Below are 26,807 nucleotides of genomic sequence, written 5' to 3' on the forward strand. Positions count from 1 at the left end.
CTCCATACTTATGTCAAGCCCCCTCTTTACTTTATGATTTCATATTCTCCTTACAAATCTTTTTGGTAATAAAATCTTTTTCCTGTGTAGGGATAGTCTTGCAAGGTAAAAACTTCCTTGTAGCCATGTTTCTGATAAAAGTCTGGTGCTTGAAACTGGTAAGTATTGACAAAGGCAAAACGACAATTTCGATTCTTAGCTTCACTTTCTGCCTGCTGCAATAGTTTTGAACCGATTCCTTGCCCTCTCAGTTCCTCTTTTACAAACAAATACTCAATTTCCAACCAATTTCCAAAAGTCTCAGCAACTAAGCCTGCCAGGAGATTACCCTTTTCATCTTCAACATAAAGATTCAATGGCTCACTTTCAGCCTCTTCTCTTTTGGAACGGTTATAAGCGCGAATCAAATTCCCAATTTCTTGCGCCTTCTCGGATTCCTCATTTTCCAATCTAAAGTACATCCAAACCTCCTCGCAAACGATTACAACTTGATTATAGCCTTATTCCAATAAACTGTCAAACTAGCAAAAACTCACCAACCTGAGTTGATGAGTCCTTATACTCTTCGAAAATCAAATTCAAACCACGTCAGCTTCACCTTGCCGTACTCAAGTACAGCCTGCGGCTAGCTTCCTAGTTTGCTCTTTGATTTTCATTAAGTATTAATTTATTTTCTAAATTTCCACTGGCTATAAATCCCGAAACCGATAATCCAGATAGCTGAACCGATTGCTCCTACAAATGTAGACTCTTGTAAAAAGAGAGTTACAAAGACAAAGGCAAAGAAGAGCATGGTTAAGGGATTTAGGAAACGATAATGGGGCATGAGATAGCCGTCCGCCATAAAGTCCTGTGACTTGCGGTATTTAAGGTGAGCCACCATAATCAAGATATAAATGGCGATATAGACACCTGATGATGATGCCGTAATCAAGGCAAAGGCATCGGAAACACCTGGCAAGATATTAATAAAGGCTGCTAGGGCAATCAAGATTGCTGAGGCGATGATGGCATTTTGTGGCACATTGTGGCGAGAAAGGGTATCTGCCTTGATCGCTTTTAAGAATGGATTTGGCGAATCATGGGCAATCTGGTACAAATGGCGACCTGTTGAATAAAGGGTCGAGTTAAGGGCAGATGCTGCTGACGTCAAGACGACAAAGTTAATCAAGGCTGCTGCCCACTTGACACCTGCCAATTCAAATACTGTAACAAAGGGAGAATCAGCCGATGCAAGTTCACGCCACGGAATGATAGCCATGATGGCTAAGAGGGCACCACCGTAGAAAAAGGCGATACGCAAAGGAATTTCCTTAACGGCTTTTGGCAAGACCTGACGTGGATTTTTGGTTTCTGAAGTCGTTACCCCGATAAACTCAATCATGAGATAGGCAAAGAAAACCATCTGGAAGGCCATGACAAAGTTAACTCCACCATTAGGAAATAGTGAGAAATTGTCGGCGATATTAGCCAAACTTGCTACTCCATGTGGTGTCTTAAAGCCTGTCAAGACCATAAAGACTCCTGTGGCAATCATGGCTAAAATAGCCACAATCTTGACCATCGCAAACCAAAACTCAACTTCCCCAAAGAGTTTCACCGCAATCAAATTGACCAAGGCTAGAATAGTCAAAAATCCAATCTCAATCATCCAACTTGGCCAGCTAGGGAACCAAAACTGGACGTAGTGAGAGATGGCTGTAATTTCCGCCATACCGATAAAGACAACGGATAGCCAGTAGGACCAAACTGAGAAATAACCCCAGCCCTTACCCAAATGGCGCGTGATAAAGTTGATAAAGGTATGTTGCTCAGGGTCTTGGTAGAGCATTTCTCCAACCGCACGCATCATGAGGAACATGAAGGCCCCTGTAATCATATAAATCAGTACAATGGAAGGACCTGTTAGGCTGATAGAGCGCCCCGCTCCCAAAAAGAGTCCTGTTCCGATTGTTCCCGCAATGGCCATAACCTGCACGTGACGATTGGTCAGACCACGCTCCATCTTATTTTTTTTCTTCTTTGAACTCATAACGTCTCCAATTCAATTTAAAATGGAAAAAGGAGTGAGTGAAGCGCACTGCCTCCCCACTCCTTTTTTCTGTTTTTAGGCTGTTTTTTCAACCTTCAAGATTTTTACATCATAGCTACCAACAGGTGTTTCAATGGTTGCTGTGTCACCTGTTTTCTTGCCAATCAAGGCTTGTCCAATTGGGCTTTCATTTGAAACTTTACCCGCAAAGGCATCTGCACCGGCTGAACCTACGATAATATAAACTTCTTCCTCGTCCTCACCAATTTCTTGGATAGTGACTGTTTTTCCAATCGCCACTTCATCATCGGCAACTGAGTCGCTATTGACGATTTCAGCATAACGGATTTTTGTTTCCAAGCTAGAGATTTGTCCTTCGACAAAAGCTTGTTCATCCTTAGCTGCTTCGTATTCACTGTTTTCTGAAAGGTCACCATATGAACGGGCAATCTTAATGCGTTCTACCACTTCTGGTCGGCGGACCAATTTCAATTCTTCTAATTCTTTTTCAAGTTTTTCCTTTTCCGCTAGGGTCATAGGATATGTTTTTTCTGCCATTTTTCTCAACTTTCTTTCGATAGTATTGAATCTCTATCTGAGATTCTCATTGTTGTAGTCTTAGTTTGAACTACTATTTTGAGTAAGTTTGCTATTGACATGTTCAGCTACATTACGATCATGTTCTTCCTGTGTCACTGCGTAATAGACTTTACCATCTGTAACATTGGCTACAAAGTAGAGGTTCTCACTCTTTGTTTGGTTGATACTTGCTTCAATCGCGTCCTGACTTGGACTATCTACTGGACCAGGCATCAAACCAGGTTTGGTATAAACATTGTATGGTGAATTAATCGATGTGTCAATTCCAGCATCATCTGCTAGGCTAATATTTTGACCAAGTTTCCCTTGGGCATACAAGATTGCAATATTGCTTTGAAGAGGCATGCCGAGATTCAAACGGTTGTAGAAAACACCTGCAATCAACTTACGGTCTTCAGTCTTAGCACCTTCTTTTTCAACAAGTGAAGCAATTGTTAGCAATTCATTGACTGTCAAGTTTTTAGACTTAATTGCACTATAGTGCGGAGTCAAAGTCTTATCCATAGCTGCCAACATCTCATCAATCAAGCTTTCAATAGTTGTGCTTTCCTTGATCGAGTAGGTTGCTGGGAAAAGATAACCCTCCAAACGGTAACGAGCTCCACTTTCTTTTGTTGGCAAGCTTTCAAGTAGGTTTGGATATTTAGCAGCTTCTTGACTGATAAAGTTGTCATCTTGAACTTTAGCCAAGAAAGCATCCGCAGTCAAAGGTTCTTTAAATTCACCTTGTAATTGGCCTACAGCTTGGGCAATTTGATCAATGGTATATCCTTCTGGAATCGTTAAATCTGCGAGTGAAGGTTCTTGAGGTTCAGGAGTACCACCTTTTTGGAGTTCCTTAATGATATCCTCTGTACTCATGCTCTTTTGCAAATTGTAATATCCAGCCTTCAAATCTGAATAATTTTTATATTTAGCATAAAAAGCAAAAATCACTCCGTGTTTAATCACACCAGAATTTTCAAGTGCTGAGCCAATCTCTTGGACATTGGCTCCTTCTGGGATTTGAACGGTTACATACTTCTTAGAATTAGCGTCAACTGGTAATAAAGATGACTGGACATACTGGTAACCGAAGTAACCACCTGCCGAAATCAAGGCAAGGAAAATCAGTAGAGAAATGAAGAAAGCCTTCAAATGTGATTTTTTCTTCTTGACAGGTTTAACAGTCTCACGACGACTACGACTCGGAGTTTCAGAAATGACTTCAACAGCTTCCGTTTCCATAACTGGTTCTGGTTTTGTTACTTCTTTCTGAGGCTCTTTTTTAGCTTCAGTCTTATAAGAAACAGCTACTCTTGTTGGAGTTACGTTGAAATCTTCTTCGACCTTTTGTGGACGATTAGTCTCTGGCCCTGGAACCGGTCTTGATGGACTTGCTTCAACTGGTGAAGCTGGAACATCTTGACTAGGGTGACGAGGAGTAATCGGAGCTTCTACTCTCGATTCATCTGCCGGTGATGCAGGCATATCCTCACTAGGATGTTTTGGAACACGTGGTGCATTCTCCATAATTTTTTCAACAGCTGATAGGGATGCAACCATAACATCTTCATCTGCGAGTTTTGTTTCAGGGACAAATAGAGCTTCTTTTTTCTCTGCAAGTTCAGTGGCCTCTTGGCGAATCCCTTCATAACGTTTTACTTTTTCTAAATCACGTAAAATCTGCTCTTTAAAGCTTAATTTTTCGTCTTCTCTTGGCTTTTCACTCAAAAGTTTATCCTCCTCGTTGACAATCCATAATATTATATCTTAAAAACGAAAGAAAAGCAACCTAGCATGCTTTTCTAGCTTATTTTTTAGCTTCCCAGACCATATCATACCATGTTTCCCCTGCAAAGGTTGACTGGGACTGGCCTTCATTGACAAATCCATGTTTTTCGTAGTAAGTAATGAGATAGTCATGACAGGTTAGGTTAATGCCTTCTCTTTCGTGTTCAAGAGCTAGTTCTTTCAAAGCTGTTAGCAATTTCTGACCTAGTCCTATTCCCTGTGCCTCCTTGGAAATAGAAAGACAGGTCACAGAGATATAACCACCAGGCTCATGACTATAATCTTGTATATCTTCTGTAAAAGACTGATCTTGCAGATGGCGGTGGGGGACAACTGGTCCCTCTATATAACCAATAATCTTACCCTCTTTTTCTGCAACTAGAAAAGAGGTCTGAATTTCTCGCAAATGCGCCTCAAAAACAGAGCGAGGAATGGCTTCTTCGATCGAAAAATTTTCTAGTTCAATCTCAACGATATGATCTAAATCTTCTAATCTTGCTTTCCTAATTTCCATTGTGCCTCCTAAAAAAAGAGATTAAACCAAATCATACTAAAACATTGACTAGCTGCATAAAGCGAATCTGTCTCTTCTTCATCAATAAAACCGTTCATTTCAAAATAGGAAAGCAACTCATCCGGACTCTTCAAACGAATAGCTTTGTAATCCAGCTCAACTGCCACATCTTTCAAAGCCGCAAGAAGAAGCGTTCCCAATCCCTGTCTCTGATGGTCAGCCTCGATGACTAAAGAATGTATTTCTAGACATTTCGGATTGTGTGGGTAAGGACCACCTAGAACATAGCCTAGAAGCTGATTTTCATCCCTAGCTAGAAGAAAGGTATCCGCAGACTTACGGATACTTTCTTCTAAAATATGGGAAGGTTGCTGCTTTTCAGCTGGAAAAGATGTGGCCTGAAGTGTCTCTATCTCAGCCAAATCAGACTTACTTGCCTGAATAATCTTAATTGGAATTTCCATGGGAAAATCCTATTGAACATTGCTTGTCAAGTCAGACAAGAGTCGCTCAAATGAGTATTCATAGGTTTGGATATCTCCTGCTCCCATAAAGACATAAACAGCATTATCATGGTCTAGGAGTGGAGAAACATTTTCAACAGTGATCACTTGGTTTTTCTTGTTGATTTTGTTGGCTAGGTCTTCCACTTTAACATCACCATGATCTACTTCACGAGCAGATCCATAGATTTGCGCTAGGTAAACTGCATCCGCTTGGTTCAAAGCGTGGGCAAATTCGTCCAACAAAGCGATTGTTCTTGTAAAGGTATGCGGTTGGAAGACTGCAACAATTTCCTTGCTTGGGTATTTCTGACGAGCCGCATCCAAGGTCGCAATGATTTCTGTTGGATGGTGGGCAAAGTCATCGATAATCACCGTATCATTGACAATTTTCTCAGTGAAACGACGCTTAACACCGGCAAATGTTTTCAAGTGTTCACGCACCAAGTTCAAATCAAATCCTGCTGTGTAAAGAAGACCAATAACGGCTGTCGCATTCATGATATTGTGACGACCAAAGGTTGGAATGTGGAATTGCCCCAAGTCTTGTCCACGGAAATGAACGGTGAAGGTTGAACCAGTTGTTGAACGAAGAAGATCACTAGCGACAAAGTCATTACCTTCCGCTTCAAAACCATAATAATAAATTGGAGCATCAGACGTAATCTTACGCAATTCAGCATCTTCACCGTAGATAAACAAACCTTTGGTAATTTGTTTAGCATAGTCGTTAAAGGCATTGAAAACATCCTCTAGACTTGTGAAATAGTCTGGATGGTCAAAGTCAATGTTGGTGATAATAGAGTATTCTGGGTGGTAAGGCATGAAGTGGCGCTCATATTCGTCAGATTCAAAGACAAAATATTTGGCATTGGCTGAACCACGACCGGTCCCGTCTCCAATCAAGAAGCTAGTATCTGTAATGTGAGACAAGACATGAGATAACATACCTGTCGTTGAAGTTTTTCCGTGCGCTCCAGCAACTCCCATGCTAACAAAGTCACGCATAAAGCTACCTAGGAACTCATGGTAACGCTTGTAGCTGATACCATTTTGGTCCGCATAGGCAATTTCGACGTTGTTATCTGGACGAAAGGCATTTCCAGCGATAATTTCCATATCACCGTCTAGATTCTTTTCATCAAAAGGAAGAATAGTAATCCCTGCCTGCTCAAGACCACGTTGAGTAAAGTAGTACTTTTCAACATCTGAACCCTGTACCTTATGCCCCATTTGGTGCAACATCAAGGCCAAGGCACTCATACCTGATCCCTTAATTCCGATAAAATGATATGTCTTTGACATGTTTTCTCCCCTATTCCGTAATTCTTGTCAGATTCAACTCTTGGGCAACCTGACGTTCTTGTTCTTTTTGTTGATTTTTTTTATTGTAGATTTGGCTCTTTTTCAGAAAATCATAGTTGTTTTTCTTTGGGCCTGAAGTTTCTTTTGGCTCAGCTTGAGTCGAAATATTGTTCACTTCTTCCGCCAAGATGTAATGAGATTGGGTCAATTTTTGACTATATTTGACAAATTCACCAGGATTTTCCTTTTGGAAAGGCGCGGTAGGTTGATTGCCCTGTCTAACCAAATTTGGCTGAGAATGGCGTCTTGTAGGAGTAATATCCTTAGTCAGATAGCTTGCTGATCGTTTCTTTTTCAAGTCCGCACGCGCTTCTTCACGCGCCACCTCCGCATAGCTCTTTCCTTCTTTTTTTACTCCTAAGCCAGCCTTCTTAGGTTTCTCTACTGGCTTTTCAATCGGTTTTGCTGGTTTTTCTTCAGTAATAGGGGCCCACTCCAGATAATTCTTATCACGGTATTCTCCCTTGATATTACTGATAAAGTCAGATTCATCATAGAGGTCCATAACCGGCATCTCAGTCAACATGATCTCGTCATCTGACACCAATGGAAATCGTTCTTCTCTCATTTTCTATTTCCTTTCAACACTTCATTATAGCGTATTGTCTTGATTTTTCAAGTGCTGGCTTCAGAAATTCCCAAAATTTCTCTAATTTCTGCTAGTCTGAGACTGCCACGTGACTCTGTTCCATCCAATACTTGTGACACCAGATGTTTCTTTTGTTCTTGGAGTTCCTGAATTTTTTCTTCAATGGTTCCTTTGGTCACCAAGCGATAGACCTCAACCGTTTCTTCCTGACCCATCCGATGGGCACGGCCAATGGCTTGCGCTTCCACCGCTGGATTCCACCAAAGGTCAACCAAGATAACCGTATCAGCACCTGTCAGGTTCAGACCGACACCACCAGCCTTGAGGGAAATCAGAAAGGCATCTCTTTCTCCTTGGTTAAAGGCCTTGGTCATGTCTTGTCTTTCCTTGGCTGGGGTTGAACCCGTAATTTTAAAGGAAGTCAAGCCCAAATCTGGCAGTTCTTGTTCAATTTTCTCCAACATTCCCTTGAACTGCGAGAAAATCAAGACACGGTGTCCACCGTCTGCCACCTGGACCAGCAGGTCTCGAAGACTATCCAGTTTGCCACTGGCTCCCTGATAATCTTCCATAAAGAGGGCAGGAGTATCACAAATTTGACGCAAACGCATCAGACCAGATAAGATTTCCACCCGACTTCGATGAAATTCCTGATCTGAAACTTGAGCCAGACGGTCCCGCATCTGTTGTAACTGGGCTAGGTAAATAGCCTTTTGCTGGTCTTCCAGTTCATTTTTATAAACCACTTCAATCAAGTCTGGCAATTCAGTCAGAACTTCTTCTTTCTTGCGCCGCATCACGAAAGGCTTGATAAACTGAGCAACGCGCTCAGCTGGTAATTTCATAAATTCTTTCTTGCTTGACAAAAGTCCTGGCATGACGATTTGGAAAATAGACCACAGCTCACCCAGATGGTTTTCAATCGGAGTCCCTGACAAGGCAAAGACCGACGGCACCACAAATTGTCTCAAGGTCTGGGCGATCTTAGTCTGGGCATTTTTCATGACCTGAGCCTCATCTAAGAAAAGGAAGTCAAAGGCCATCCCCTGATAAAGATCACTGTCCTGACGGAAGGTAGCATAACTCGTCACATAGATTTGATGACTCTCAGCAAGAATCTCTTCACGACTAGCTTTCAAACCATGAACAACAGCCACATCCAACTGTGGGGCAAATTTCTGAAATTCATCCGCCCAGTTGTAAATCAAACCTGACGGAGCTAAAATCAAAACCCGACTTTCTTTTGTCACTTGACTGGTCAAAAATGCAATGGTCTGAAGTGTTTTACCAAGTCCCATATCATCAGCCAAAATCCCACCAAAACCATAATAATGGAGCATCTGCAGCCAACCGATTCCCTTTTCCTGATAATCTCGCAAATCAGCCTGAACCTGAGTTGCTTGTCTAGGGAAGTCCTCTGGATGCGTCAAATCCTGAGCCAGATTCTGAAATTCTTGTGAAAAAGAAACACGGTCACGTCCTTCAAAGAGATGAGCTAAACTGTAGGCCAAGGATTTCCGAGCCTGTAAGGAGCCATCTTTTAATTCAAATTGTCCTAGTTCCTGTAGATTTTGGCGAATTTTCTTGGTTTCTTCATCGAAAAAGTAGACTTGATTGGACGCACCAATGTAAAAATCTCGATTATCAACCAAGGCCTGCATGGCTTGGTCAATTTCCTCCTGGGCAATATCTTGAAAATCAAACTGGATTTCCAAGAGACCTCCCTTGGAAGCAATTTGCACTTGAGGGCTTGCTAGGTTATAGAGTTCTTCTAGCTTGTCTGATAGGTCAACATTTCCGAGCTTTTCAAAGACTGGAATGATTTCATGGAAGAAATGATAGACAGACTCTGCTTTTAAGGCCTGACGCCAAGATTGAAAGTCTGCTTCAAATCCAGCTGCCAAACCGACTTGGAAAACTCTTTCTTCTAATTCAGCATCACTCGAAAATGGTAATTCTTCTAACTCTTGTCGGCTAGATACCTGCTTATCTCCATAATCAAACTGAATTTCTAAACGAATCCGATTATCCTCTTCCCTATCAAAGTAAAAAGAGGGTGTAAAAGTTTTGATTTGTAGACGTTCTGGAGCTGAAACGGTCCCCATCTGGCTAAAGAGAGTTAAACAAGAAGCCAACTTATCTCGGTCACTACTATCAAATTGCAGGTATTTCTTTCCATGTTGATCCAAAGGCAGCGCTTTGATTTCCTTGAGAAGGCACATCTGCTGGTCTGTTAGAAAATAAACCTGTCCTTTATGGAAAAGCACAGCTCCCTGATAAAAGACATTAACCCTTGGACTCTCACTGATTTCCATTTCAAAATAATCCGAGTATTCTGTTACTGTAAAGGCAAATAGATTAGCATCCGCATGCATATCCTGAAAAAGTAGAGTCTGGTAGCTATCCACTTGATGGTCAAATTGAAAATGGGGCAAGGTCATCAGTAAATTCACACCCTGCTCAAAAAATGTCAGAGGAAAAAAGAGGTGCCGACCTTGGTTTTGGAAAAAAAGCTCTGGACTAAGTCCTTCCTCTACTAGTCCGCACAAGAAAGTCAGAAGCTCTTGACTTTCCTCATTAAAGGCTTCCCAAGATAGAGACTCCTCATAAGTTTTACCAATCATATAAGGTTTTCTCTTCTCGACGACTTTTAAAAAGAGCGGAATATCCCGAATAACGTAGTATTTTTGGCTATTGATTTGCCCGATTCTAAGCGTCCACAAGATATGATTGCTTCCTGCTTCCACCTGACCCACAGCCGACAACTCATAGGCTCGGTCTGATTTTGGAGACAAGATTCGGTCCAAAAATTTGCCACCCAAGGTCACCTTGGTTTCAACGGCCTCTTTTTCTTCATGACCTTCTTCCAGACTTTGCAAGATTTCCTGACCACGCTCATCATTTTTTAGAAAATGCTCCAGCGCTGCCAAATGCACACAGTAGCCCCTCTTTTGGAAAAAATCGCAGGCACAAAAAACCAAATCATCCTCTAAACTATAGCGCAGTTCTTCTTCTGCAACGCGAGCGTAGAGCCGATTGTTCTTTTCCTTGATAATGTCAACCTTACCAGTTTCATAAAGGGCAACGCCTTCGATACGGACTTTCCCCGGAATCAATTTAGCCATATTTTTACCTTTACCTTATCTTTTTATTATACCATATTTTCCCCTATGAAAATAGCCTTCTAAGGATACTTTTCTCCTAGAAGGCTGGATTTTTAAAGTTTAGCAAAAGTCGTCACAATCCGCTGACAAACTTCTTGCAGCAGGGATTTAGGCATGGCTACATTGAGGCGGGCATGAAGACTTCCTTCATCCCCATAATCCAAACCAGGATTGAGGATAACCTTGGCTTCATTTCTCAAAAGCTCTTGTAATTTTTCATCAGTCAGGTCATAGGCTGAAAAATCAAGCCAAATCAAGTAGGTTCCTTGCGGTTTCATGACCTTGATTTTAGTCTCTTTTCCAAATAAATCCACCACATAATTGATGTGGTCTTCAAAGACTTGCTTGAGTTCCTCCAACCAATCCTTCCCATATCGATAGGCAGCTTCTGTCGCCAAATAACCCAAACCTGAAATTTCATGTTGATTATTAGCCAACTGGCGTTTCTGGTAAGCCACTCGCAACTTAGGATTTTCAATGACTGCATAGGAATTTTTTGTTCCAGCGATGTTAAAGGTTTTAGTGGCACTGCTCAAGACAATCGCAAAATCTTTGAAGGCAGGATTAATGGTATTGAAGGAATGATGCTTGTGACCAAAGAGGGCCAAATCTTGGTGAATCTCATCCGAAACCAAGAAAACACCGTGTTTTTGGCAGAGTTGGCCAATCTTCTCCAACACTTCCTTTTCCCAAACACGTCCACCAGGATTGTGAGGGTTGCAAAGAATATAAAGTTTGATCTCCTCTTCCACCAAATCCTTTTCAAGTTGGTCAAAGTCAATCTCAAACAGACCATCCTTTTCCACCAAAGAATTGGTAATCAATCTACGGTTGTTCAACTTGACACTGCGAGCAAAAGGTGGGTAGACAGGCGTGTTAATCAAAATCGCCTCGCCTTCTTTTGTAAAGGCTTGAATAGCTGTTGAGATGGCTGGTACCACACCCTCGATAAAGACAAGAGCCTCTTTGTCAAAGTGGTAACCGTGTTGTGTGGCTTCCCACTTTTGAACTTCCTTAATTAACTCTTCACTGGCATAGGTATAGCCATAAACCAGTTGATCAGCGTAAGTTTGCACAGCTTGGCGGATTTCAGGCAAGACTACAAAGTCCATATCCGCTATCCAAGCTGGTAGGACTTCACTATCCGTTTCTGCTTCTTTCCATTTATAGGTATGATGCCCTAAACGATTGGGCAGGCTTGTAAAATCATATTTTCCCATCTTTGTCTTATCCTTCCAAAGCTTGGCGCAAATCTGCAATCAAATCTCTAGCATCCTCAATCCCAATTGACAAGCGCAAGAGGTCATCTGTCAAACCATAAGAGTGGCGCACTTCTGCTGGAATATCAGCATGAGTTTGCGTCGTTGGATAAGTAATGAGACTTTCTACCCCACCCAAACTTTCTGCAAAAGAGAAGACCTTGAGGCTGTTTAAAATGTGAGGAATGCGTGTTTCATCCGCTACTTTAAAGGAAATCATGCCTCCACGACCAGTGTAGAGAACTTCCTTAACTGCTGGAGAATCCTTCAAAAAGGCAACCACTTCTTGGGCGTTAGCTGTTGAGCGCTCCATACGAAGGGACAAGGTCTTGAGACCACGAATCAATTGATAACTGTCAAATGGAGACAAGACTGCCCCTGTCGTATTGAGATTGTAGAAAAGCTTTTCGTATAATTCTACACTATTGGTCACAACAACTCCAGCCAAGACATCATTGTGGCCTGCTAGATACTTGGTTGCTGAATGAAGAACGATATCTGCTCCATCTTCAATCGGACGTTGGTAGATAGGGCTGTAGAAGGTATTGTCCACCACCACTTTGGCACCCTTAGCATGAGCTAATTTTGCTAGTTTTTCGATATCAAACTCCAACATCAAGGGATTGGTTGGGGTTTCGATATAGAGAACATCTACGTCCTTTTCTAACTCGGTAATCAACTCTTCTTCTGTATTGGCATAGGTAAAATGGAAACGGCCTTCCTGCTCCACTTGATTAAACCAGCGGAAAGAACCACCATAAAGGTCACGGACAGCCAAGACCTTACTACCTACCGGAAAGACGCTAAAAGCTAACACAATAGCTGACATCCCTGAGCTAGTAGCTAGAGCGTAGTCTGCGGACTCAATAGCTGCCAAGACTTCTTCCGCCTTACTGCGAGTTGGGTTTTTGGTACGCGTATAGTCAAATCCAGTAGATTTACCAAACTCTGGATGCTGATAGGTCGTTGAAAAATGAAGCGGTGTCACCAATGCACCTGTCGCTTCGTCTGACTTGATACCCGCCTGGGCCAAAATTGTGTTGATGTGTAATTCCTTGCTCATACAATACCTCCAAATCTATAGTAACTATTGTACCACTTATTTTCATCAACTCATTTTCTTCTTTTCAAGAGCTAGTTATAGTTTCAAACTATACACTTATCGAGTAAAGCTAAAAAAGAATCCAGAAAAGCTTCCAGATTCTTTTGTGAAAATGATTGCGAGTGCTTACTTAGACTGAAAGAAATCCTGTTGGGCTAAATAGTCATAATGCTCTTTGTTAAATTGATATTGGCCCACATGCTGACCAATCTGACCGACATCCACGGAAAAAATATAGGCTTCATTTTGATAGTTCCAATTCAGCCTAACTGCATTCAAGACTGGCTTATAAGTAAAATCTTTAACTTGATTCCAAGGCATCTCTACGACTTGATTAGAATGATTTTCTGTTACATCACTGATGTCCATCAAGTAGATTCCCTTAGGTGTGAATGCCAGAATCTTAGGCTTCACACTCGACTGAACATAGTAACTACCTCCTATAATGAAAAAATCAATAAAGGATTTCAGCCATGTCTTTTTCTTAAAAGACATCAGAAAATTCTTTTGCCCTTCAATGTGACAAGTTAAAAGAAATGATGCAATCTGTTTTTCTGTTGCAAACTCCATAATAGCGCCCATGATGATACCTCCATAATGATTAGTAAACAGGCCGATAAAAACTCTTCACATAAAGAAGAACTTATCATTTGTTGCATTTTATCTTACTTTTCCAGTAAATGGCATCCCTCCTATAACATTACCCTAGCATGTGCATACTTCCATTAACGCTGGAAGAGACTTTCGAAAATAACTTTTTATATTTTTATCATATTTATTATATCATAATTCAAATAAACAATCCAAAAATGTAAGCGTTTTTAATCTGAATTTAACGTTATTCTATTAAAAAACGATAGTTTCCTTCGAAACCATCGTTTTTCTTGAAAAATCCTTATTTGACATGTTTTGCCAATTCTTCTTGGGCTTTTTTATTGGATTCTTCTTTTTCTTTCAGCCATTTTTCTTTGGCTTTTTCATATTCGTCTTTTGTAACTGTCTTATCTTGTAATTTGAGGTATTTATATGATTCAACCCCTTTATTACCAGCCAATGAATATGGTGTTGAGAAAGGAACAATTTTTCTCAATGTTGGTGTTCCGCCTAGTGAAACATTTGGAATTGCTAGAGAGCTATCTACTAACCAAGCTTGGGCATCTGCATATTTTTCATAACGTTTAGCTGGATCTTGCTCCTTATTGGCTTCTTCCAACATTTGAGTGTAGACATCTAGTCCAACAGCCTTGGCCTTGTCATTGGCTTCACCTGGCTCTATACCTAGATTTTGCATCAAACCACCAGAATTAACGTTAAAGACGTCAAGATAGGTTGAAGGATCTTGATAGTCTGGAGTCCAACCACCATTGTAAAGATCATAATCCTTCTGAGCTGCAGTTTGAGCAAGATAACCTGAACTTTCATAGTCCTCTGTAGAAAGTTGATGAACATCAATCACAACATTATCTGCACCTAAGACAGATTCTATTGATTGCTTCATGGAATTGATTCCTTGAATTTCAGCCTTATTAGCCAAATCTATAGTTTTATCTAAGTGTATAGGGAATTGGACTCCTTTGGCTTGGAGTTCTTTCTTAGCTTCTGCAAATTTAGCCTTAGCTTTTTCTGGATTGTAGTATGGATCTTGGGCATCTGCAAAGTTGATTCCTTGCCATTCCTTGCCATAGTTGACCATCTTAGAGGCTACTACTTCGCCAAAGTCTTTTCCGTTGATACTTACGAAGTTTGGAGGAACGACGAGGTTACGCAAAATCTTAGTTGCCCCCTCTTCTCCCTGAGACTGAGCTCCATAGGCCGTACGGTCATAGGCAAAGTTAATGGCTTGACGGAAGTTTTTATTGAGAACCGCTTCCTGAGTCGATTTCTTTTCAGCATCACTTGTCTTGGAAGTGAATTTATAAGATTTTCTATCCAAGTTGAAGTTTAAGAAGTAAGAAGTAGCATCTTGCATGCTATAGATGATATTGTCCTTATTCTTTTCTTTAATCCCTTCAAAGCTTGAACTGTTTGGATAGAGACGAGCATAGCTATAAACACCTTCGGTAAAATTACGTGCTAACGCATCTTGGTCACTACCATCAAAATAAGTCAATTTCACATCATCTACAAAGACATTTTTAGCATCCCAGTAGTTAGGATTTTTCTTGTATTCGATGACCGATTTTGAAACAAAGGATTTCATCAAGAAAGGTCCATTGTACAAAATGCTAGATGGATCTACCTTCCCAAAATCATCCCCTTTTGATTTCAAGAAATCCGCATTGACTGGGAAGAGAATAGTTGAGGTTGTTTTTGAGTTCCAGTAAGGTTCTGGTCGTGCCAAGGTATATTGAACGGTTTGGTCATCAAGAGCCTTGACTCCGACAGTTGAAAAGTCGCTTGTTTTACCAGTGATATAGTCATCTAAACCTGCAACGGATTCTTGCACTAAGTACAAGGCTTCTGATTTTTTATCAGCCGCATATTTCAAACCAGTGACAAAATCTTGGGCAGTTACAGGAGCATATTCATCTCCATCTGCAGTATACCATTTAGCATCTTTCCGCAGTTTGTAGGTATAGGTCAAACCGTCCTTAGAAACACTCCAATCCTCAGCCAAGGATGGGACATAGTTCCCATATTGGTCATTTTCCATGAGACCATCTACCAGGTTGGTCACAATATCAGTAGTTGTTGAACGGTTTTCTGCTAGATAGTTCAAACTAGATGGATCACTTGAATAAACATAATTGTATGTTTTTGACCCTGTGCTAGAATTTCCACAGGCACTTAACAAAATACCTGCACTTAACACGACACCTGCAAGCGTTGCATACTTGGCTTTAGACTTTTTCATCTCCAGAACCTCCTGATTTAAATATTTGTCTTATTATACAACTTGAGTTTTATTTAGTCAATAGCTTTTTAAGTAAAATTTAAGAAAAATAAAATTTCTATCTACAAACTATAGAAATTATTCTACAAAATAATAAAAAGAGAATAATCCAAGCATTTCATGATAGAAATGTTCAAATTATCCCTTTTATTTATAAATATTTTTTAAGTTAACTTTAATTTGATTCGTAAGCGATCTGCTTGAGCTTTTCCAATCACCTTATCCAACAAACGGGTACGGAGACTCATAACTCCATAAACACCTCCACCCATGGCACCGACAAGGGCTACATATAGGAAACTCCACAAACGTCCACTTGGTTGGAAGACAAATCCCAGTACCCACTGGATAGCACCTACACTGATAAACATAACAAAAGTCAACAAACTGATTAAAATGGTTCGCTTCAAAATCACCTTGCGCTTGACACCTGTTACCTTACAAATATCCCGATACATCAAAACATTAGGAATAATGAGACCGATGGTTGTAGAAATCAAAGGTCCGTAACTGTGGAAGATAGCGATGGTTGGAAGTTGCAAGACCAGCTTGGCAATGGAACCATAGATAAAATAGAGAACTGCCTTGCGGTTGCGGAACATTGCCTGAAGCATTGGAGACAAGACCATGTACAAGCCTAAAATAGTAGACTGCAAAACTGCAAAGACAAACAAGCCCATAGCCAAACTATCTGGCTTGCCATAGAAGACAGTATAGAGAGGTTCTCCTACCATGACTACTCCAACCGTTGCTGGAAGCAGGAATAAGAAAAGCATGGTAATGCTGTCCTGAACGAGACGAGAAGCCGCCTTCAAGTCTCCCTTGACATAGTTTTCAGTCAAAAGTGGCAACCCTACACTCCCAATCGAAACCCCAACAGAAATCAAAATCATAGTGATTTTATTAGGATTGGCAGAGAAATAAGAAAACATGACAACCAAGTCTTCATTACTATAGTTGGTAAACCAACTCATACTATTGATAAAGGTCATCTGGTCCAAAATCTGGAAAAGCTGGATAGCAGACCCTGTCAAGATAAAAGGAATGGCTTCCTTAATGGTGTCGACCAAAAGACGCTTGCTGTTTATCTTATCTCCTGTTTCAAGGACTCTTTTAAGTAATCCTTCTTTAGCAAGGAAATAGATCAAAACTGCAAAACTAGCTACCATGCCGACAAAGGCAGCAAAGGTGGATTGGGTAACCGCTGCTAGATAATCTCCTGAGCCCATTTTCATAATCATAAAGGTAGCTAAGAGCATCCAGATAACACGAATGACCTGCTCAGCGATTTGGCTCATGGCATAAGGTTTCAGGTTATTCATCCCTTGGAAGAAACCTCGGATAACACTCATAGATGGGAAAATCAAGACCGCCCAAGCCAAGCTCTGCATGATTGGGATTAAGTCTTTGCCCACGCCAGATAAGTCTGCTAGCCAAGGAGCAAAGACATACAAGACTAGTGCAAAAACAAGACCTAGTCCTGTCATAAATCCTAAAAAGCTCCGAATCAGGGCAAAGCTATGCTCTTCTTCTCGCATGGTATTGTACTTGGCCACTTGCTTGGCCACCGCAACTGGAATACCCGCTGTTGAAACCAGCAAGAACCAGGCATAGATATTGTAGCCCATGGTAAAGAGACCATTTGCTGTAGCCGCATAAGACCCCATCCATATATACCATGGGATGATGTAAATAGCCCCGAGTAAGCGACTGATAAAGTTACTAGCCGTTAGCCAAGCAGTCCCCCGTAACATCTGGGCTTGCTGGTGATTGTTTTCGTGCGACATAGATTCCTCATTCAATTTTGATAACTAGGAAAAACTCCTCATCTTCCATTATAAACTTTTCCTTGTTACTTGTAAAATTCGGGCTTGAAGTTTATAATAGAAAGTATGATTAAGATTGAAACCGCATTAGATATTTTAAAAAAAGATGGTCTTTTTCGCGAAATTATTGACCAAGGACACTATCACTACAACTACAGCCATGTCGTATTTGACACCATCTGCTATGACAGTCGCAAAGCTAAAGAAAAGAGCCTCTTTTTCGTCAAGGGTGCTGCCTTTAAGAAGGAATTTTTGATTTCTGCCATCTCTCAAGGCCTCGGTTGGTATGTGGCTGAAAAGGACTACGAAGTCGGCATCCCTGTCATCATTGTGAACGATATAAAGAAAGCCATGAGTTTGATTGCCATGGAGTTCTATGGTAATCCACAAGAGAAACTAAAAATTCTCGCCTTCACAGGAACTAAGGGTAAAACAACAGCAGCTTACTTTGCTTACAACATCCTATCTCAACGCTACCCAACCGCCCTCTTGTCGACCATGAATACAACTCTAGATGGCAAGACTTTCTTTAAATCTTCATTCTCAACACCTGAAAATATTGACCTCTTTGACATGATGGCTCAAGCTGTTAAGAATGGAAGAACCCATCTCGTAATGGAAGTCTCTAGCCAAGCCTATCTAGTCCATAGAGTCTATGGTCTAACCTTTGATGTTGGAGTTTTCCTCAATATCAGCCCAGATCATATCGGTCCGATTGAGCATCCTAGTTTTGAGGATTACTTCTACCACAAGCGTCTCTTGATGGAAAATAGCCGAGCAGTCATCATTAACAGTGACATGGACCACTTCTCTGTACTAAAAGAACAAGTGGCAGATCAAGACCATGATTTCTACGGTAGCCAGTCTGATAACCAAATCGAGAATTCCAAAGCCTTTAGTTTTTCAGCTACGGGTAAACTCGCTGGAGACTATGATATTCAACTCATTGGACACTTCAACCAAGAAAATGCCGTTGCTGCTGGACTTGCTTGCCTCCGTCTCGGAGCTAGTCTTGAGGACATCAAAAAAGGAATCGCTGCAACCCGTGTTCCTGGTCGTATGGAAGTCCTCACTCAGAAAAATGGAGCAAAGGTTTTTATCGACTATGCACACAATGGTGACAGTCTCAAAAAACTAATCAATGTTGTAGAAACTCATCAAACTGGAAAGATTGCTCTGGTGTTAGGTTCGACAGGGAATAAGGGAGAAAGCCGTCGTAAGGACTTTGGCCTCCTCCTTAATCAACACCCTGAGATTCAAGTCTTTCTGACTGCTGATGACCCCAACTATGAAGACCCAATGGCCATTGCAGATGAAATTAGTAGCTATATCAATCATCCTGTTGAAAAAATTGCGGATCGCCAAGAAGCCATCAAGGCAGCTATGGCTATCACAAATCATGAATTAGATGCAGTTATTATCGCCGGTAAGGGAGCCGATTGCTACCAAATCGTCCAAGGCAAGAAAGAAGCCTATCCAGGAGATGCAGCTGTCGCAGAACGTTATCTATAAAAAAATCAAGGGAACTATTCCCTTGATTTTTTTAGTCTTCTTTCTTAAATGAATTTTTAAGACCTTCAACGGCACCTTCTACAGCACCTTTAACGTCTTCAACTACTTCTTTTGCCTTAGCAACTGTCTTTTCTACAGCGCCTTCTGCTTCAGTCTTACCATCTCCAGTAACTTTACCAAATCCTTCTTTGATAGCGCCTGTTGCTTGTTCCAATTTGTTTTCAAGTGACATATGATTGTCTCCTTTAATTTTATTCCGATATGTGTTACCGGTTACATATAGTTTATACCGAATACTAAGGAAAGTCAAACAATGTGCTCAGAAACAAGAAATCAGTCCAAGTAGAAAGTTAATCTTTCCTTATCAAAGTCGATAGCCAACTCATACTTTTCATCTTCATTTTGGACAATATAACCTAGGACAACTAAACTGTCCACAAAGATATCACGGCGTTTCTGCATAAGCTGGTCTTTTTTGAGAAATTTCAACAAAAAAGTCGTCATGTATTTGAGAGCATACTCAGGATTAACATCACCCAAAATGTCATAAAGTTCCTGCTGTTTTTCTGTCAAAGGATACTGATGTTTGACCTTGTAGAAATAATTAGACAATGTCATTTTTGTTCTCGCAAAGTCTGTCTTTTCAACTAAAATAGCTGCATTGGTTTGATTTCGTAATTCCGTCTCAAAACTCTTCTCCAACAAAGCTTGATAGGTCGGACTAGCTTCGCTGACAAAAATCTCTTGATCCAGTTCAAGACTATCAAGTGATTCAAGCATAGGAAAATTGAGGTAATAGCGCTTATTTTCCCGTAGAATCAAGCCAGCCTTTATATATTCTTCCATGAGTTTATCAACTGCTACATCTGGAAATTGAGCCTTGATTTCCCGTAGAATCACATCATCATGCTGGTCCAGATAGCGGATCAATTCTCCAAAAAATGGCTGTCTCGTCAAACGAGATGGATTAAAAATCTGAATCATGAAGATTCCTTTCTTTACATTCTAACAGAGGCGACGCTGCCAACTGACTAGGATTGGTCCCAGCTTGGTTTAGAGGAACAGGCAGACCTAGTTCTTTATAATACTCCCTCCAAAAATCACTAATCTCCTGCTCCCTATCTCCAAATTTCATAGGAATAGTCTCAAAAATCGGTAGGATTTCTGCCATATACTGGGAACAGTAAAAACCATGTCCATCTGGATAGAAAGAAGCATTGTAGGGTGCTCCTAGATGTTTGCAAGCTTTTTCCTTCACTAACCGAATATCTATTTCTGGGTAGACATAGAGGTCGTACAAATGATTGGACTCAAAGAAGTCTGCTGGTTCCTGACAGATAACACCATCCTGTCCACTAGCGTGGTAAATCATCCCATCCAAATAAATGGCAACATGGTTATAGTTGCCTGTGGAAGTCTGGATGGCCTGTCCCATATCTGACTCATCTCTCACAAAAATCAAATCGCCATTTTCTAACATGCTTCACTCCTAGAAAAAAAGGAGCCGAAACTCCTTTCGATATAAGGCAAACTAGCCTTTCCTAATTTGAATTAACACTCAAAATCTTAAGCATTGAAGCTTTCAGTCAATTGAGGTACCACTTGTTTCTTACGTGAAACAGCACCAGCAAGGAAGGCATGGTTATTTTCAAGTTTGAAGTTGAAGGCTGCTTCAACCTTGTCCATATTGGCACCAAGAGCCAAGATTTCTGAGTTTGAGTTGACGATATCTGTAATCATCAAGACAAAGTCAGAGTAGCCATTTGCTGTGTTCGCAGCTTGCATTGCAGCTTCGATTTCTGCTTGACGTTCCAAAACTTCAGCAATGTCAACTGTGTTTACTTGGGCAACACGGACATTATTTCCGTTCAATTCAAAAGTCTTAGCATCGATGTCAATCAATTCGTCAGCAGATTTGCTAGCCAAGTTTGTACCAGCTTTCAACATAGCCAAACCATATTCTTCTAAGTTTACACCAGCCAATTCAGCCAATTCAGGAGCAATAACTTTATCTGTTGGGTGTGTTGTTGGTGATTTCAAAAGAAGGGTATCTGAAATCAAACCTGAAAGCATCAAACCAGCAATCTCTTTAGGCACAGCCACACCATGTTCTTTGAACATACGGTAAACGATTGAAGACGCTGATCCAACTGGCTCCAAACGCATGTATAGTGGACTTGCAGTTTCAAAGTTAGCCACACGGTGGTGGTCTACAACACCATAAACTTCTACTTCAGCGATATCTGATACAGATTGTTGGAATTCATTGTGGTCAGTCAGGATAACTTGCTCTGCGCCTTCTGCTTTAGCAGAAGTGATAACACGCGGTGCTTCCACACCAAAATAGTTCAAGACAAAGGCTGTTTCTTCATTTGGAGTTCCAAGGGCAACAGCTTCCGTATCCAAACCGTAAGCTTCTTTTGCAAGGTAGGCAAAGGCTACAGATGACCCGATGGCATCTGAGTCTGGATTTTGGTGACCAAATACTAGAATCTTAGACATGATAATACCTCATTTTGTTTATTCTCTTTATTGTAGCATTTTTTTCGCTTTTTGACAAAAGTAAGAGGAGTCAAAGGACTCCCCGCTACTCTTCAAAATAACTAAGTAAATTTCTATCTTGATTTTCAGATAAAAATCTTTCCTTCTGTGGCCTCTTCTTACGCTTGAGAAGGGCTTCTGCCGACATGGCTTCTTCCTTACTGGAAAAACCTTGAGCATAGATGAGTTTGACTGGCAAGCGTGCTCGTGTGTATTTGGCTCCCTTCCCACTATTGTGGACAGCGAGGCGTCTCTTCACATCAGTCGTATAGCCTGTATAGTAAGATCCATCACGACACTCCAGCACATACATATAAGCCTTATAATCCATAATAAATCTCTTCGAGTTCAGGCGTATAAGAGCCATCATCATTGTGAACAATGAGAGGTGGTAAGACCTTAAAGCCACTTGTTGAACCATCCTTGATAGCCTCAATCAAAAGCATATTGGCTTCCTTTTCTCTTTTTGGATAAACAAACTGCAGGCGCTTGGGGGCTAGATTGTGCCGTTGTAAGCTGTCCAAGATATCTAAAAGTCGATCAGGACGATGAACCATGGCCAAACGCCCATTGGATTTGAGAATACTCTGTGCACTACGACATATTTCCTGCAAATTGGTCGTGATTTCATGGCGCGCCAAGAGATAATGTTCGCTCTCGTTCAGGTTTGAATGAGGATCCACCTTGAAATAGGGCGGATTACACAAAATCATATCCACCTTACTTCCCTGTATACGAGAAGGCATATTTTTCAAATCATCACAGATGACCTCCATCTGCTCTTCCAAACCATTCAAACGGACAGAGCGTTCAGCCATATCCGCCAAACGCTCCTGAATCTCAACAGCCAAAATCTGTGCCTGAGTCCGAGTGCTAGCAAATAGCCCCACTGCTCCATTTCCAGCGCAAAAATCCACTATCAAGCCCTTTTTAGGAAAACGTGGAAAACGTGACAAGAGAACACTATCCACCGAATAGCTAAAAACCTCTCTATTTTGAATGATTTTGATATCTGTCGAAAAGAGCTGGTTAATGCGCTCGCCTGATTTTAATAATTGTTCTTCTTCCATGGTCCTATTATAGCAAATTTATATTAACATTACAAAGCATAGAGGTTTCTAATTAGTGCTTCTGATTCTTCAAGTGTTGAAGGGCTTCTTTGGTCCAAATTGGCATCATTCGTTTGAGAGGAGCAAAGCCATAGTTAAAACGATCGCTTGAAAAGCGTCTCCGTCTTGGAAACTGGTGCTTTTCTTCCTCCAAAGTGCGGATAGAAAGGCTGGCTTTCCCTGTAAATTCATCTAAATCCACTACTTGAACTTGAACCTCTTCATCGACTTTCAAGGCTTCTTGGATATTTTCAATAAAGCCTGTCCGAATCTCTGAAATGTGAATCAGCCCTGTATCACCCGTCTCTAGCTCAACAAAGGCACCGTAGGGCTGAATCCCTGTAATACGCCCCTTTAGCTTATCACCGATTTTCATCTTAGTCCTCGATTTCAATTGTTTCAATCACAACATCTTCAACTGGCTTATCCATAGCTCCTGTCTCAACAGCAGCAATGGCATCTAAGACAGCGTAAGAAGCTTTATCAGCTAACTGACCAAAAACCGTGTGACGGCGGTCTAGATGAGGAGTGCCACCTTGGTTGGCATAGATTTCCGCAATCGGTTCTGGCCAACCACCACGAGCAATTTCTTTCTTAGAATAAGGCAGGTGTTGATTTTGCACGATAAAGAATTGGCTGCCGTTGGTATTTGGACCAGCATTGGCCATGGAAAGGGCACCACGGACATTGTAAAGTTCTTCTGAGAATTCATCCTCAAATGATTCGCCGTAGATTGACTCGCCACCCATACCAGTTCCAGTTGGGTCTCCACCTTGGATCATAAAGTCCTTGATAATACGGTGGAAAATGACACCATCATAGTAGCCATCTTTAGAAAGAGAAACAAAGTTAGCTACTGTTTTAGGAGCATGTTCAGGGAAGAGCTTAATACGCAAGTCTCCGTGATTGGTCTTAATAGTCGCGATAGGACCTTCTACTGTTTCAATATCTACTTGTGGGAAATGCAATTCTTTTTCTACCATACCAAATCCTTCTAAGGCATCAAAAATGCCATCTTCTTCTAATGTTTTTGTAATATAATCTGCTTTTTCTTTGATCTTATCATGAGAAATTCCCATTGCAACGCTGATTCCAGCATAATCAAAGAGTTCCAAGTCATTGAGCCCATCTCCAAAGACCATGACGTTCTCTGGTTTCAAGCCAAGATGTTCCACAACCTTTTCCACACCCGTCGCTTTGGAGCCTGAAATCGGCACAATATCAGACGAATGTTGATGCCAACGAACCATGCGAAGTTTATCTGAGAGACTATCAGGCAAGTGCAAGTCATCTCCCTTATCTTCAAAAGTCCACATCTGATAGATATTTTCTTTTTCATGGAAATCAGGATCTACATCTAAATCGGGGTAAATTGGATTGATAGCTTCACTAATCATATCGGTGCGAGTCGACAACTTGGCATCATGACTCCCAACCAAACCATACTCAATTCCCTCTTGCTTGGCCCAAGAGATATACTCCTCAACATCTGACTTCTCAATCTGATGCTGATAAATGACATGACCTTTTTTATCTTCGATATAAGCCCCATTCAAAGTTACAAAAAAGTCAGGCTTGAAATCACGAATCTCTGGAACGACACCAAAAATCCCTCGTCCAGAAGCAATACCTGTCAAAATTCCTTTCTCACGTAATTGCTTAAAAACAGTTGGGATCGAAGCTGGAATAAAACCTGTCTTTGAATTCCGCAATGTATCATCAATATCAAAAAAGACAATCTTGATTTTCTTTGCCTTGTATCTTAATTTGGCATCCATCTCACTACCTCTTTCAATCTAACTCTTTCCATTATACCATAAAGTAGCTAAATCCCCTATTTTCAAAAAGTTTCCCGTTTTATTGTAAGTCCTTGGATAAGTATAAAACTAAATCATTATCGTTTTGACAACTTGCACCCATTTCTAGCGGTTTATTTCGATACCAGACACCTGTCCCATCTGGAATGTAGCCCCGTCTGATATACAATCTCTGGGCAGGGCCATAGCCTAAGTGCAAACCTACACCAAGAGTGACCTTACTCGAAACAAACTTGACTCGTTTTTCTGCTTCTTCTAGCAGTTGATTCCCAATCCCTTGATTTCGAAAAGGCTCAAACACATTAAAATCTGATAATTCTGGATAGACTTCTGCAAAAGGACCATGTTTAGCAGAGGGCAAAATGGTAACGTAGCCCGCTACAGCACCATCAATCTCTGCAACTAAGACTTCTCTCTCCCCACTTTCCTGTTCCAGAAAATATCTAGCCAAAATTTCCTCTCTACCAGGCCAACCTTGATTCATAAATCCATGAGATAAGGATTCAATATCAGACTTAACCATATTTCTAATCGTACAATTCATCTTTGACTTAGCCACCTTTACTCTTTCTATTACCATTATAGCACGCCAAGGTCAGAAAAAAACTATCTCGTGAAAAAAGACACAACCGGGTCTGAAAAAGAGGTCCACTCGGAACTCAACTCGCTCTTTCATTTCAAAGCTCGTGAAAAAAAACCGTCGGGGTCTTAATTCGCTTTCTTGTTTTCAAGCTCATGAAAAAAGGTCCACTGGACCCCAACTCGCTCTCTCATTTCAAAGCTCGTGAAAAAAAGACCCGTTGGGGTCTTAATTCGCTTTCTTATTTCCGAGCTCATGAAAAAGAGGTCCACTGGACCCAAACTCGCTCTCACATTTCAAGGCTCGTGAAAAAAAGACCCAACCGGGTCTTTTCTTTAATCTTCGTTTACGAAAGGCATCAAAGCCATTACGCGAGCGCGTTTGATAGCTGTTGTTACTTTACGTTGGTTTTTAGCTGAAGTTCCTGTTACACGACGAGGAAGGATTTTCCCACGTTCTGAAACGAAACGGCTAAGAAGCTCAGTATCTTTGTAATCAACATATTCAATTTTGTTTGCTGCGATGTAATCAACTTTTTTACGGCGTTTGAATCCGCCACGACGTTGTTGAGCCATGTTTTTTCTCCTTTATAATTTTAGTTGTCCATTAGAATGGTAAATCATCATCTGAAATATCCAATGGATTTGTTGCTCCAAATGGATTTTCATCACGTGAAAAGTCTGGTACTGAATTTGTAGGTGCTGAATAGTTTGCAGTTGGTGCAGAGTAAGCTCCACCTGTATGACCCTCACGCACACTACGGCTTTCCAACATTTGGAAATTCTCAGCCACGACCTCTGTCACGTAGACACGTTGTCCTTGCTGGTTATCGTAACTACGAGTCTGGATACGACCTGTCACCCCAATAAGTGAGCCTTTTTTAGCCCAGTTAGCAAGGTTTTCAGCCTGTTGGCGCCACATAACGACATTGATAAAATCAGCCTCACGTTCGCCATTTTGACTCTTAAATGTACGGTTTACTGCAAGAGTAAAAGTCGCAACTGCTACATTTGATGGGGTATAACGCAACTCAGCGTCACGTGTCATACGCCCTACAAGTACAACATTGTTAATCATAGTTTACCTTCTTACGCGTCAGTTTTGACGATCATGTGACGAAGAATGTCAGCGTTGATTTTTGAAAGACGGTCAAACTCTTTAAGAGCTGCGTCGTCGTTTGCTTCAACGTTAACGATGTGGTAAAGTCCTTCACGGAAATCTTGGATTTCGTATGCAAGACGACGTTTTTCCCAAGATTTTGATTCAACAACAGTTGCACCGTTGTCAGTCAAAATAGAGTCAAAACGTGCTACCAAAGCGTTTTTAGCTTCTTCTTCAATGTTTGGACGAATGATATAAAGAATTTCGTATTTAGCCATTGATATGTTCCTCCTTTTGGTCTAATGACCCCAAGACTTTGCAAGGGGTAAGTGAGGTTCGCTCACAATAAACTATTATACTAGAAAAAATTTTTTTACGCAAGGAAAAACTCTGAAATCATGACCACCCGTCAAACGGGTGGTTTGTCCCAGGGCTATAAGCCCAAATTACCAGCCAGCGCCTAAAGACGCTGGCTTTCACTTTGTTCAAGCCTTATTGCTCTTGACTCGTCACTTGCCTCTCAAAGA

At 41.0% G+C, this 26,807-nt stretch carries 27 protein-coding genes; 1 reads left to right on the forward strand and 26 read right to left on the reverse strand.

Annotation, left to right across the window (positions count from 1 at the left end; all coding sequences use genetic code 11):
• Positions 1 to 50: 50 nt before the first annotated feature.
• The 14 genes from B7692_RS01325 to B7692_RS01395 all read right to left on the reverse strand — a co-directional run bounded on the left by B7692_RS01325 (position 51) and on the right by B7692_RS01395 (position 17,581).
• Positions 51 to 461, reverse strand: a complete 411-nt coding sequence (locus B7692_RS01325; RefSeq protein ID WP_084929687.1) for a GNAT family N-acetyltransferase — start codon at positions 459 to 461, stop codon at positions 51 to 53.
• A gap of 206 nt (positions 462 to 667) precedes the next feature.
• The gene (locus B7692_RS01330; RefSeq protein ID WP_045612032.1) at positions 668 to 2,032 is read right to left on the reverse strand and encodes an amino acid permease; all 1,365 of its coding nucleotides are present in this window, start codon (positions 2,030 to 2,032) and stop codon (positions 668 to 670) included.
• 75 nt (positions 2,033 to 2,107) lie between these two features.
• Positions 2,108 to 2,590 (reverse strand): transcription elongation factor GreA, encoded by a 483-nt coding sequence (gene greA, locus B7692_RS01335; RefSeq protein ID WP_000818748.1) that lies wholly within the window; start codon positions 2,588 to 2,590, stop codon positions 2,108 to 2,110.
• A 60-nt stretch (positions 2,591 to 2,650) separates the two neighbouring features.
• Positions 2,651 to 4,345 (reverse strand): endolytic transglycosylase MltG, encoded by a 1,695-nt coding sequence (gene mltG, locus B7692_RS01340; RefSeq protein WP_084929688.1) that lies wholly within the window; start codon positions 4,343 to 4,345, stop codon positions 2,651 to 2,653.
• Between the two features lie 79 nt (positions 4,346 to 4,424).
• Positions 4,425 to 4,919 carry a GNAT family N-acetyltransferase gene (locus B7692_RS01345; RefSeq protein ID WP_049499017.1) on the reverse strand — a complete coding sequence of 165 codons (495 nt, stop codon included), beginning with the start codon at positions 4,917 to 4,919 and terminating at the stop codon, positions 4,425 to 4,427.
• An 8-nt stretch (positions 4,920 to 4,927) separates the two neighbouring features.
• Positions 4,928 to 5,383: a GNAT family N-acetyltransferase gene (locus tag B7692_RS01350; RefSeq protein ID WP_049499018.1), complete on the reverse strand. Its 456-nt coding sequence runs from the start codon at positions 5,381 to 5,383 to the stop codon at positions 4,928 to 4,930.
• Positions 5,384 to 5,392: 9 nt separating this feature from the next.
• Positions 5,393 to 6,727, reverse strand: a complete 1,335-nt coding sequence (murC, locus tag B7692_RS01355; protein ID WP_084929689.1) for a UDP-N-acetylmuramate--L-alanine ligase — start codon at positions 6,725 to 6,727, stop codon at positions 5,393 to 5,395.
• Between the two features lie 10 nt (positions 6,728 to 6,737).
• The gene (locus B7692_RS01360; protein WP_084929690.1) at positions 6,738 to 7,355 is read right to left on the reverse strand and encodes a divisome accessory protein ZapJ; all 618 of its coding nucleotides are present in this window, start codon (positions 7,353 to 7,355) and stop codon (positions 6,738 to 6,740) included.
• 47 nt (positions 7,356 to 7,402) lie between these two features.
• Complete coding sequence (locus B7692_RS01365; RefSeq protein ID WP_084929691.1) at positions 7,403 to 10,501, reverse strand: pilus expression-regulating Snf2 family helicase; 3,099 nt, start codon at positions 10,499 to 10,501, stop codon at positions 7,403 to 7,405.
• Between the two features lie 92 nt (positions 10,502 to 10,593).
• On the reverse strand, positions 10,594 to 11,760 hold the full coding sequence (locus B7692_RS01370; RefSeq protein ID WP_084929692.1) for a MalY/PatB family protein: 1,167 nt from the start codon (positions 11,758 to 11,760) through the stop codon (positions 10,594 to 10,596).
• A 7-nt stretch (positions 11,761 to 11,767) separates the two neighbouring features.
• On the reverse strand, positions 11,768 to 12,862 hold the full coding sequence (locus B7692_RS01375) for a cystathionine gamma-synthase (protein ID WP_084929693.1): 1,095 nt from the start codon (positions 12,860 to 12,862) through the stop codon (positions 11,768 to 11,770).
• Between the two features lie 165 nt (positions 12,863 to 13,027).
• Positions 13,028 to 13,483 carry a hypothetical protein gene (locus B7692_RS01385; protein ID WP_084929695.1) on the reverse strand — a complete coding sequence of 152 codons (456 nt, stop codon included), beginning with the start codon at positions 13,481 to 13,483 and terminating at the stop codon, positions 13,028 to 13,030.
• A 313-nt stretch (positions 13,484 to 13,796) separates the two neighbouring features.
• The gene (locus tag B7692_RS01390) at positions 13,797 to 15,755 is read right to left on the reverse strand and encodes a peptide ABC transporter substrate-binding protein (RefSeq protein ID WP_084929696.1); all 1,959 of its coding nucleotides are present in this window, start codon (positions 15,753 to 15,755) and stop codon (positions 13,797 to 13,799) included.
• Between the two features lie 203 nt (positions 15,756 to 15,958).
• A complete protein-coding gene (locus tag B7692_RS01395; RefSeq protein ID WP_084929697.1) occupies positions 15,959 to 17,581 on the reverse strand; it encodes a putative polysaccharide biosynthesis protein in 1,623 nt (540 codons plus the stop codon).
• Between the two features lie 105 nt (positions 17,582 to 17,686).
• Between B7692_RS01395 and B7692_RS01400 the strand changes: the two genes are divergently transcribed.
• The gene (locus tag B7692_RS01400) at positions 17,687 to 19,132 is read left to right on the forward strand and encodes a UDP-N-acetylmuramoyl-L-alanyl-D-glutamate--L-lysine ligase (RefSeq protein ID WP_084929698.1); all 1,446 of its coding nucleotides are present in this window, start codon (positions 17,687 to 17,689) and stop codon (positions 19,130 to 19,132) included.
• Between the two features lie 31 nt (positions 19,133 to 19,163).
• Here B7692_RS01400 and B7692_RS01405 read toward each other — a convergent pair whose 3' ends face one another.
• The 12 genes from B7692_RS01405 to rpsF form a co-directional block, all read right to left on the reverse strand.
• Positions 19,164 to 19,364, reverse strand: coding sequence for a CsbD family protein (locus B7692_RS01405; protein WP_084929699.1), 201 nt, complete (start codon positions 19,362 to 19,364; stop codon positions 19,164 to 19,166).
• Positions 19,365 to 19,465: 101 nt separating this feature from the next.
• On the reverse strand, positions 19,466 to 20,116 hold the full coding sequence (locus B7692_RS01410) for a DUF1803 domain-containing protein (RefSeq protein WP_084929700.1): 651 nt from the start codon (positions 20,114 to 20,116) through the stop codon (positions 19,466 to 19,468).
• On the reverse strand, positions 20,100 to 20,612 hold the full coding sequence (locus B7692_RS01415) for a YiiX/YebB-like N1pC/P60 family cysteine hydrolase (RefSeq protein WP_084929701.1): 513 nt from the start codon (positions 20,610 to 20,612) through the stop codon (positions 20,100 to 20,102). Before B7692_RS01415 ends, B7692_RS01410 begins: the two co-directional genes overlap by 17 nt.
• An 86-nt stretch (positions 20,613 to 20,698) precedes the next feature.
• Complete coding sequence (locus B7692_RS01420; RefSeq protein WP_084929702.1) at positions 20,699 to 21,634, reverse strand: manganese-dependent inorganic pyrophosphatase; 936 nt, start codon at positions 21,632 to 21,634, stop codon at positions 20,699 to 20,701.
• A gap of 85 nt (positions 21,635 to 21,719) precedes the next feature.
• Complete coding sequence (locus B7692_RS01425) at positions 21,720 to 22,004, reverse strand: GIY-YIG nuclease family protein (RefSeq protein WP_084929703.1); 285 nt, start codon at positions 22,002 to 22,004, stop codon at positions 21,720 to 21,722.
• Entirely contained in the window at positions 21,994 to 22,743 is a 750-nt protein-coding gene (locus tag B7692_RS01430; protein ID WP_084929704.1) for a tRNA1(Val) (adenine(37)-N6)-methyltransferase, read from the reverse strand. Before B7692_RS01430 ends, B7692_RS01425 begins: the two co-directional genes overlap by 11 nt.
• Before the next feature lie 52 nt (positions 22,744 to 22,795).
• The gene (locus B7692_RS01435; protein WP_000689605.1) at positions 22,796 to 23,158 is read right to left on the reverse strand and encodes a S1 RNA-binding domain-containing protein; all 363 of its coding nucleotides are present in this window, start codon (positions 23,156 to 23,158) and stop codon (positions 22,796 to 22,798) included.
• A 1-nt stretch (position 23,159) separates the two neighbouring features.
• Positions 23,160 to 24,560, reverse strand: a complete 1,401-nt coding sequence (locus B7692_RS01440) for a bifunctional Cof-type HAD-IIB family hydrolase/peptidylprolyl isomerase (protein ID WP_084929705.1) — start codon at positions 24,558 to 24,560, stop codon at positions 23,160 to 23,162.
• Between the two features lie 79 nt (positions 24,561 to 24,639).
• Complete coding sequence (locus tag B7692_RS01445; RefSeq protein ID WP_084929706.1) at positions 24,640 to 25,143, reverse strand: GNAT family N-acetyltransferase; 504 nt, start codon at positions 25,141 to 25,143, stop codon at positions 24,640 to 24,642.
• Positions 25,144 to 25,514: 371 nt separating this feature from the next.
• Positions 25,515 to 25,754, reverse strand: coding sequence for a 30S ribosomal protein S18 (gene rpsR / locus B7692_RS01450; RefSeq protein WP_000068664.1), 240 nt, complete (start codon positions 25,752 to 25,754; stop codon positions 25,515 to 25,517).
• Between the two features lie 31 nt (positions 25,755 to 25,785).
• Positions 25,786 to 26,256 (reverse strand): single-stranded DNA-binding protein SsbA, encoded by a 471-nt coding sequence (gene ssbA, locus B7692_RS01455; protein WP_000609606.1) that lies wholly within the window; start codon positions 26,254 to 26,256, stop codon positions 25,786 to 25,788.
• Between the two features lie 11 nt (positions 26,257 to 26,267).
• The gene (gene rpsF, locus B7692_RS01460) at positions 26,268 to 26,558 is read right to left on the reverse strand and encodes a 30S ribosomal protein S6 (RefSeq protein WP_070529093.1); all 291 of its coding nucleotides are present in this window, start codon (positions 26,556 to 26,558) and stop codon (positions 26,268 to 26,270) included.
• Between the last annotated feature and the right edge of the window lie 249 nt (positions 26,559 to 26,807).

It is taken from the genome of Streptococcus mitis (genome assembly GCF_002096925.1).
In the GTDB taxonomy this organism is placed as follows: Bacteria; Bacillota; Bacilli; order Lactobacillales; family Streptococcaceae; genus Streptococcus; species Streptococcus mitis_AF.

What these genes read in the sequence shown, in the direction of transcription:
- B7692_RS01420 (WP_084929702.1), bottom strand. Translation starts at nt 21,634, where the DNA reads ATGTCTAAGATTCTAGTATTTGGTCACCAAAATCCAGACTCAGATGCC.
- B7692_RS01370 (WP_084929692.1), bottom strand. Translation starts at nt 11,760, where the DNA reads ATGGGAAAATATGATTTTACAAGCCTGCCCAATCGTTTAGGGCATCAT.
- B7692_RS01440 (WP_084929705.1), bottom strand. Translation starts at nt 24,560, where the DNA reads ATGGATGCCAAATTAAGATACAAGGCAAAGAAAATCAAGATTGTCTTT.
- B7692_RS01425 (WP_084929703.1), bottom strand. Translation starts at nt 22,004, where the DNA reads ATGGATTATAAGGCTTATATGTATGTGCTGGAGTGTCGTGATGGATCT.
- B7692_RS01410 (WP_084929700.1), bottom strand. Translation starts at nt 20,116, where the DNA reads ATGATTCAGATTTTTAATCCATCTCGTTTGACGAGACAGCCATTTTTT.
- B7692_RS01415 (WP_084929701.1), bottom strand. Translation starts at nt 20,612, where the DNA reads ATGTTAGAAAATGGCGATTTGATTTTTGTGAGAGATGAGTCAGATATG.
- B7692_RS01350 (WP_049499018.1), bottom strand. Translation starts at nt 5,383, where the DNA reads ATGGAAATTCCAATTAAGATTATTCAGGCAAGTAAGTCTGATTTGGCT.
- B7692_RS01445 (WP_084929706.1), bottom strand. Translation starts at nt 25,143, where the DNA reads ATGAATTGTACGATTAGAAATATGGTTAAGTCTGATATTGAATCCTTA.
- B7692_RS01345 (WP_049499017.1), bottom strand. Translation starts at nt 4,919, where the DNA reads ATGGAAATTAGGAAAGCAAGATTAGAAGATTTAGATCATATCGTTGAG.
- rpsR (WP_000068664.1), bottom strand. Translation starts at nt 25,754, where the DNA reads ATGGCTCAACAACGTCGTGGCGGATTCAAACGCCGTAAAAAAGTTGAT.
- B7692_RS01435 (WP_000689605.1), bottom strand. Translation starts at nt 23,158, where the DNA reads ATGAAAATCGGTGATAAGCTAAAGGGGCGTATTACAGGGATTCAGCCC.
- greA (WP_000818748.1), bottom strand. Translation starts at nt 2,590, where the DNA reads ATGGCAGAAAAAACATATCCTATGACCCTAGCGGAAAAGGAAAAACTT.
- B7692_RS01325 (WP_084929687.1), bottom strand. Translation starts at nt 461, where the DNA reads ATGTACTTTAGATTGGAAAATGAGGAATCCGAGAAGGCGCAAGAAATT.
- B7692_RS01390 (WP_084929696.1), bottom strand. Translation starts at nt 15,755, where the DNA reads ATGAAAAAGTCTAAAGCCAAGTATGCAACGCTTGCAGGTGTCGTGTTA.
- B7692_RS01400 (WP_084929698.1), top strand. Translation starts at nt 17,687, where the DNA reads ATGATTAAGATTGAAACCGCATTAGATATTTTAAAAAAAGATGGTCTT.
- B7692_RS01375 (WP_084929693.1), bottom strand. Translation starts at nt 12,862, where the DNA reads ATGAGCAAGGAATTACACATCAACACAATTTTGGCCCAGGCGGGTATC.
- B7692_RS01395 (WP_084929697.1), bottom strand. Translation starts at nt 17,581, where the DNA reads ATGTCGCACGAAAACAATCACCAGCAAGCCCAGATGTTACGGGGGACT.
- rpsF (WP_070529093.1), bottom strand. Translation starts at nt 26,558, where the DNA reads ATGGCTAAATACGAAATTCTTTATATCATTCGTCCAAACATTGAAGAA.
- B7692_RS01385 (WP_084929695.1), bottom strand. Translation starts at nt 13,483, where the DNA reads ATGGGCGCTATTATGGAGTTTGCAACAGAAAAACAGATTGCATCATTT.
- B7692_RS01430 (WP_084929704.1), bottom strand. Translation starts at nt 22,743, where the DNA reads ATGGAAGAAGAACAATTATTAAAATCAGGCGAGCGCATTAACCAGCTC.
- ssbA (WP_000609606.1), bottom strand. Translation starts at nt 26,256, where the DNA reads ATGATTAACAATGTTGTACTTGTAGGGCGTATGACACGTGACGCTGAG.
- B7692_RS01405 (WP_084929699.1), bottom strand. Translation starts at nt 19,364, where the DNA reads ATGTCACTTGAAAACAAATTGGAACAAGCAACAGGCGCTATCAAAGAA.
- B7692_RS01360 (WP_084929690.1), bottom strand. Translation starts at nt 7,355, where the DNA reads ATGAGAGAAGAACGATTTCCATTGGTGTCAGATGACGAGATCATGTTG.
- B7692_RS01365 (WP_084929691.1), bottom strand. Translation starts at nt 10,501, where the DNA reads ATGGCTAAATTGATTCCGGGGAAAGTCCGTATCGAAGGCGTTGCCCTT.
- murC (WP_084929689.1), bottom strand. Translation starts at nt 6,727, where the DNA reads ATGTCAAAGACATATCATTTTATCGGAATTAAGGGATCAGGTATGAGT.
- B7692_RS01330 (WP_045612032.1), bottom strand. Translation starts at nt 2,032, where the DNA reads ATGAGTTCAAAGAAGAAAAAAAATAAGATGGAGCGTGGTCTGACCAAT.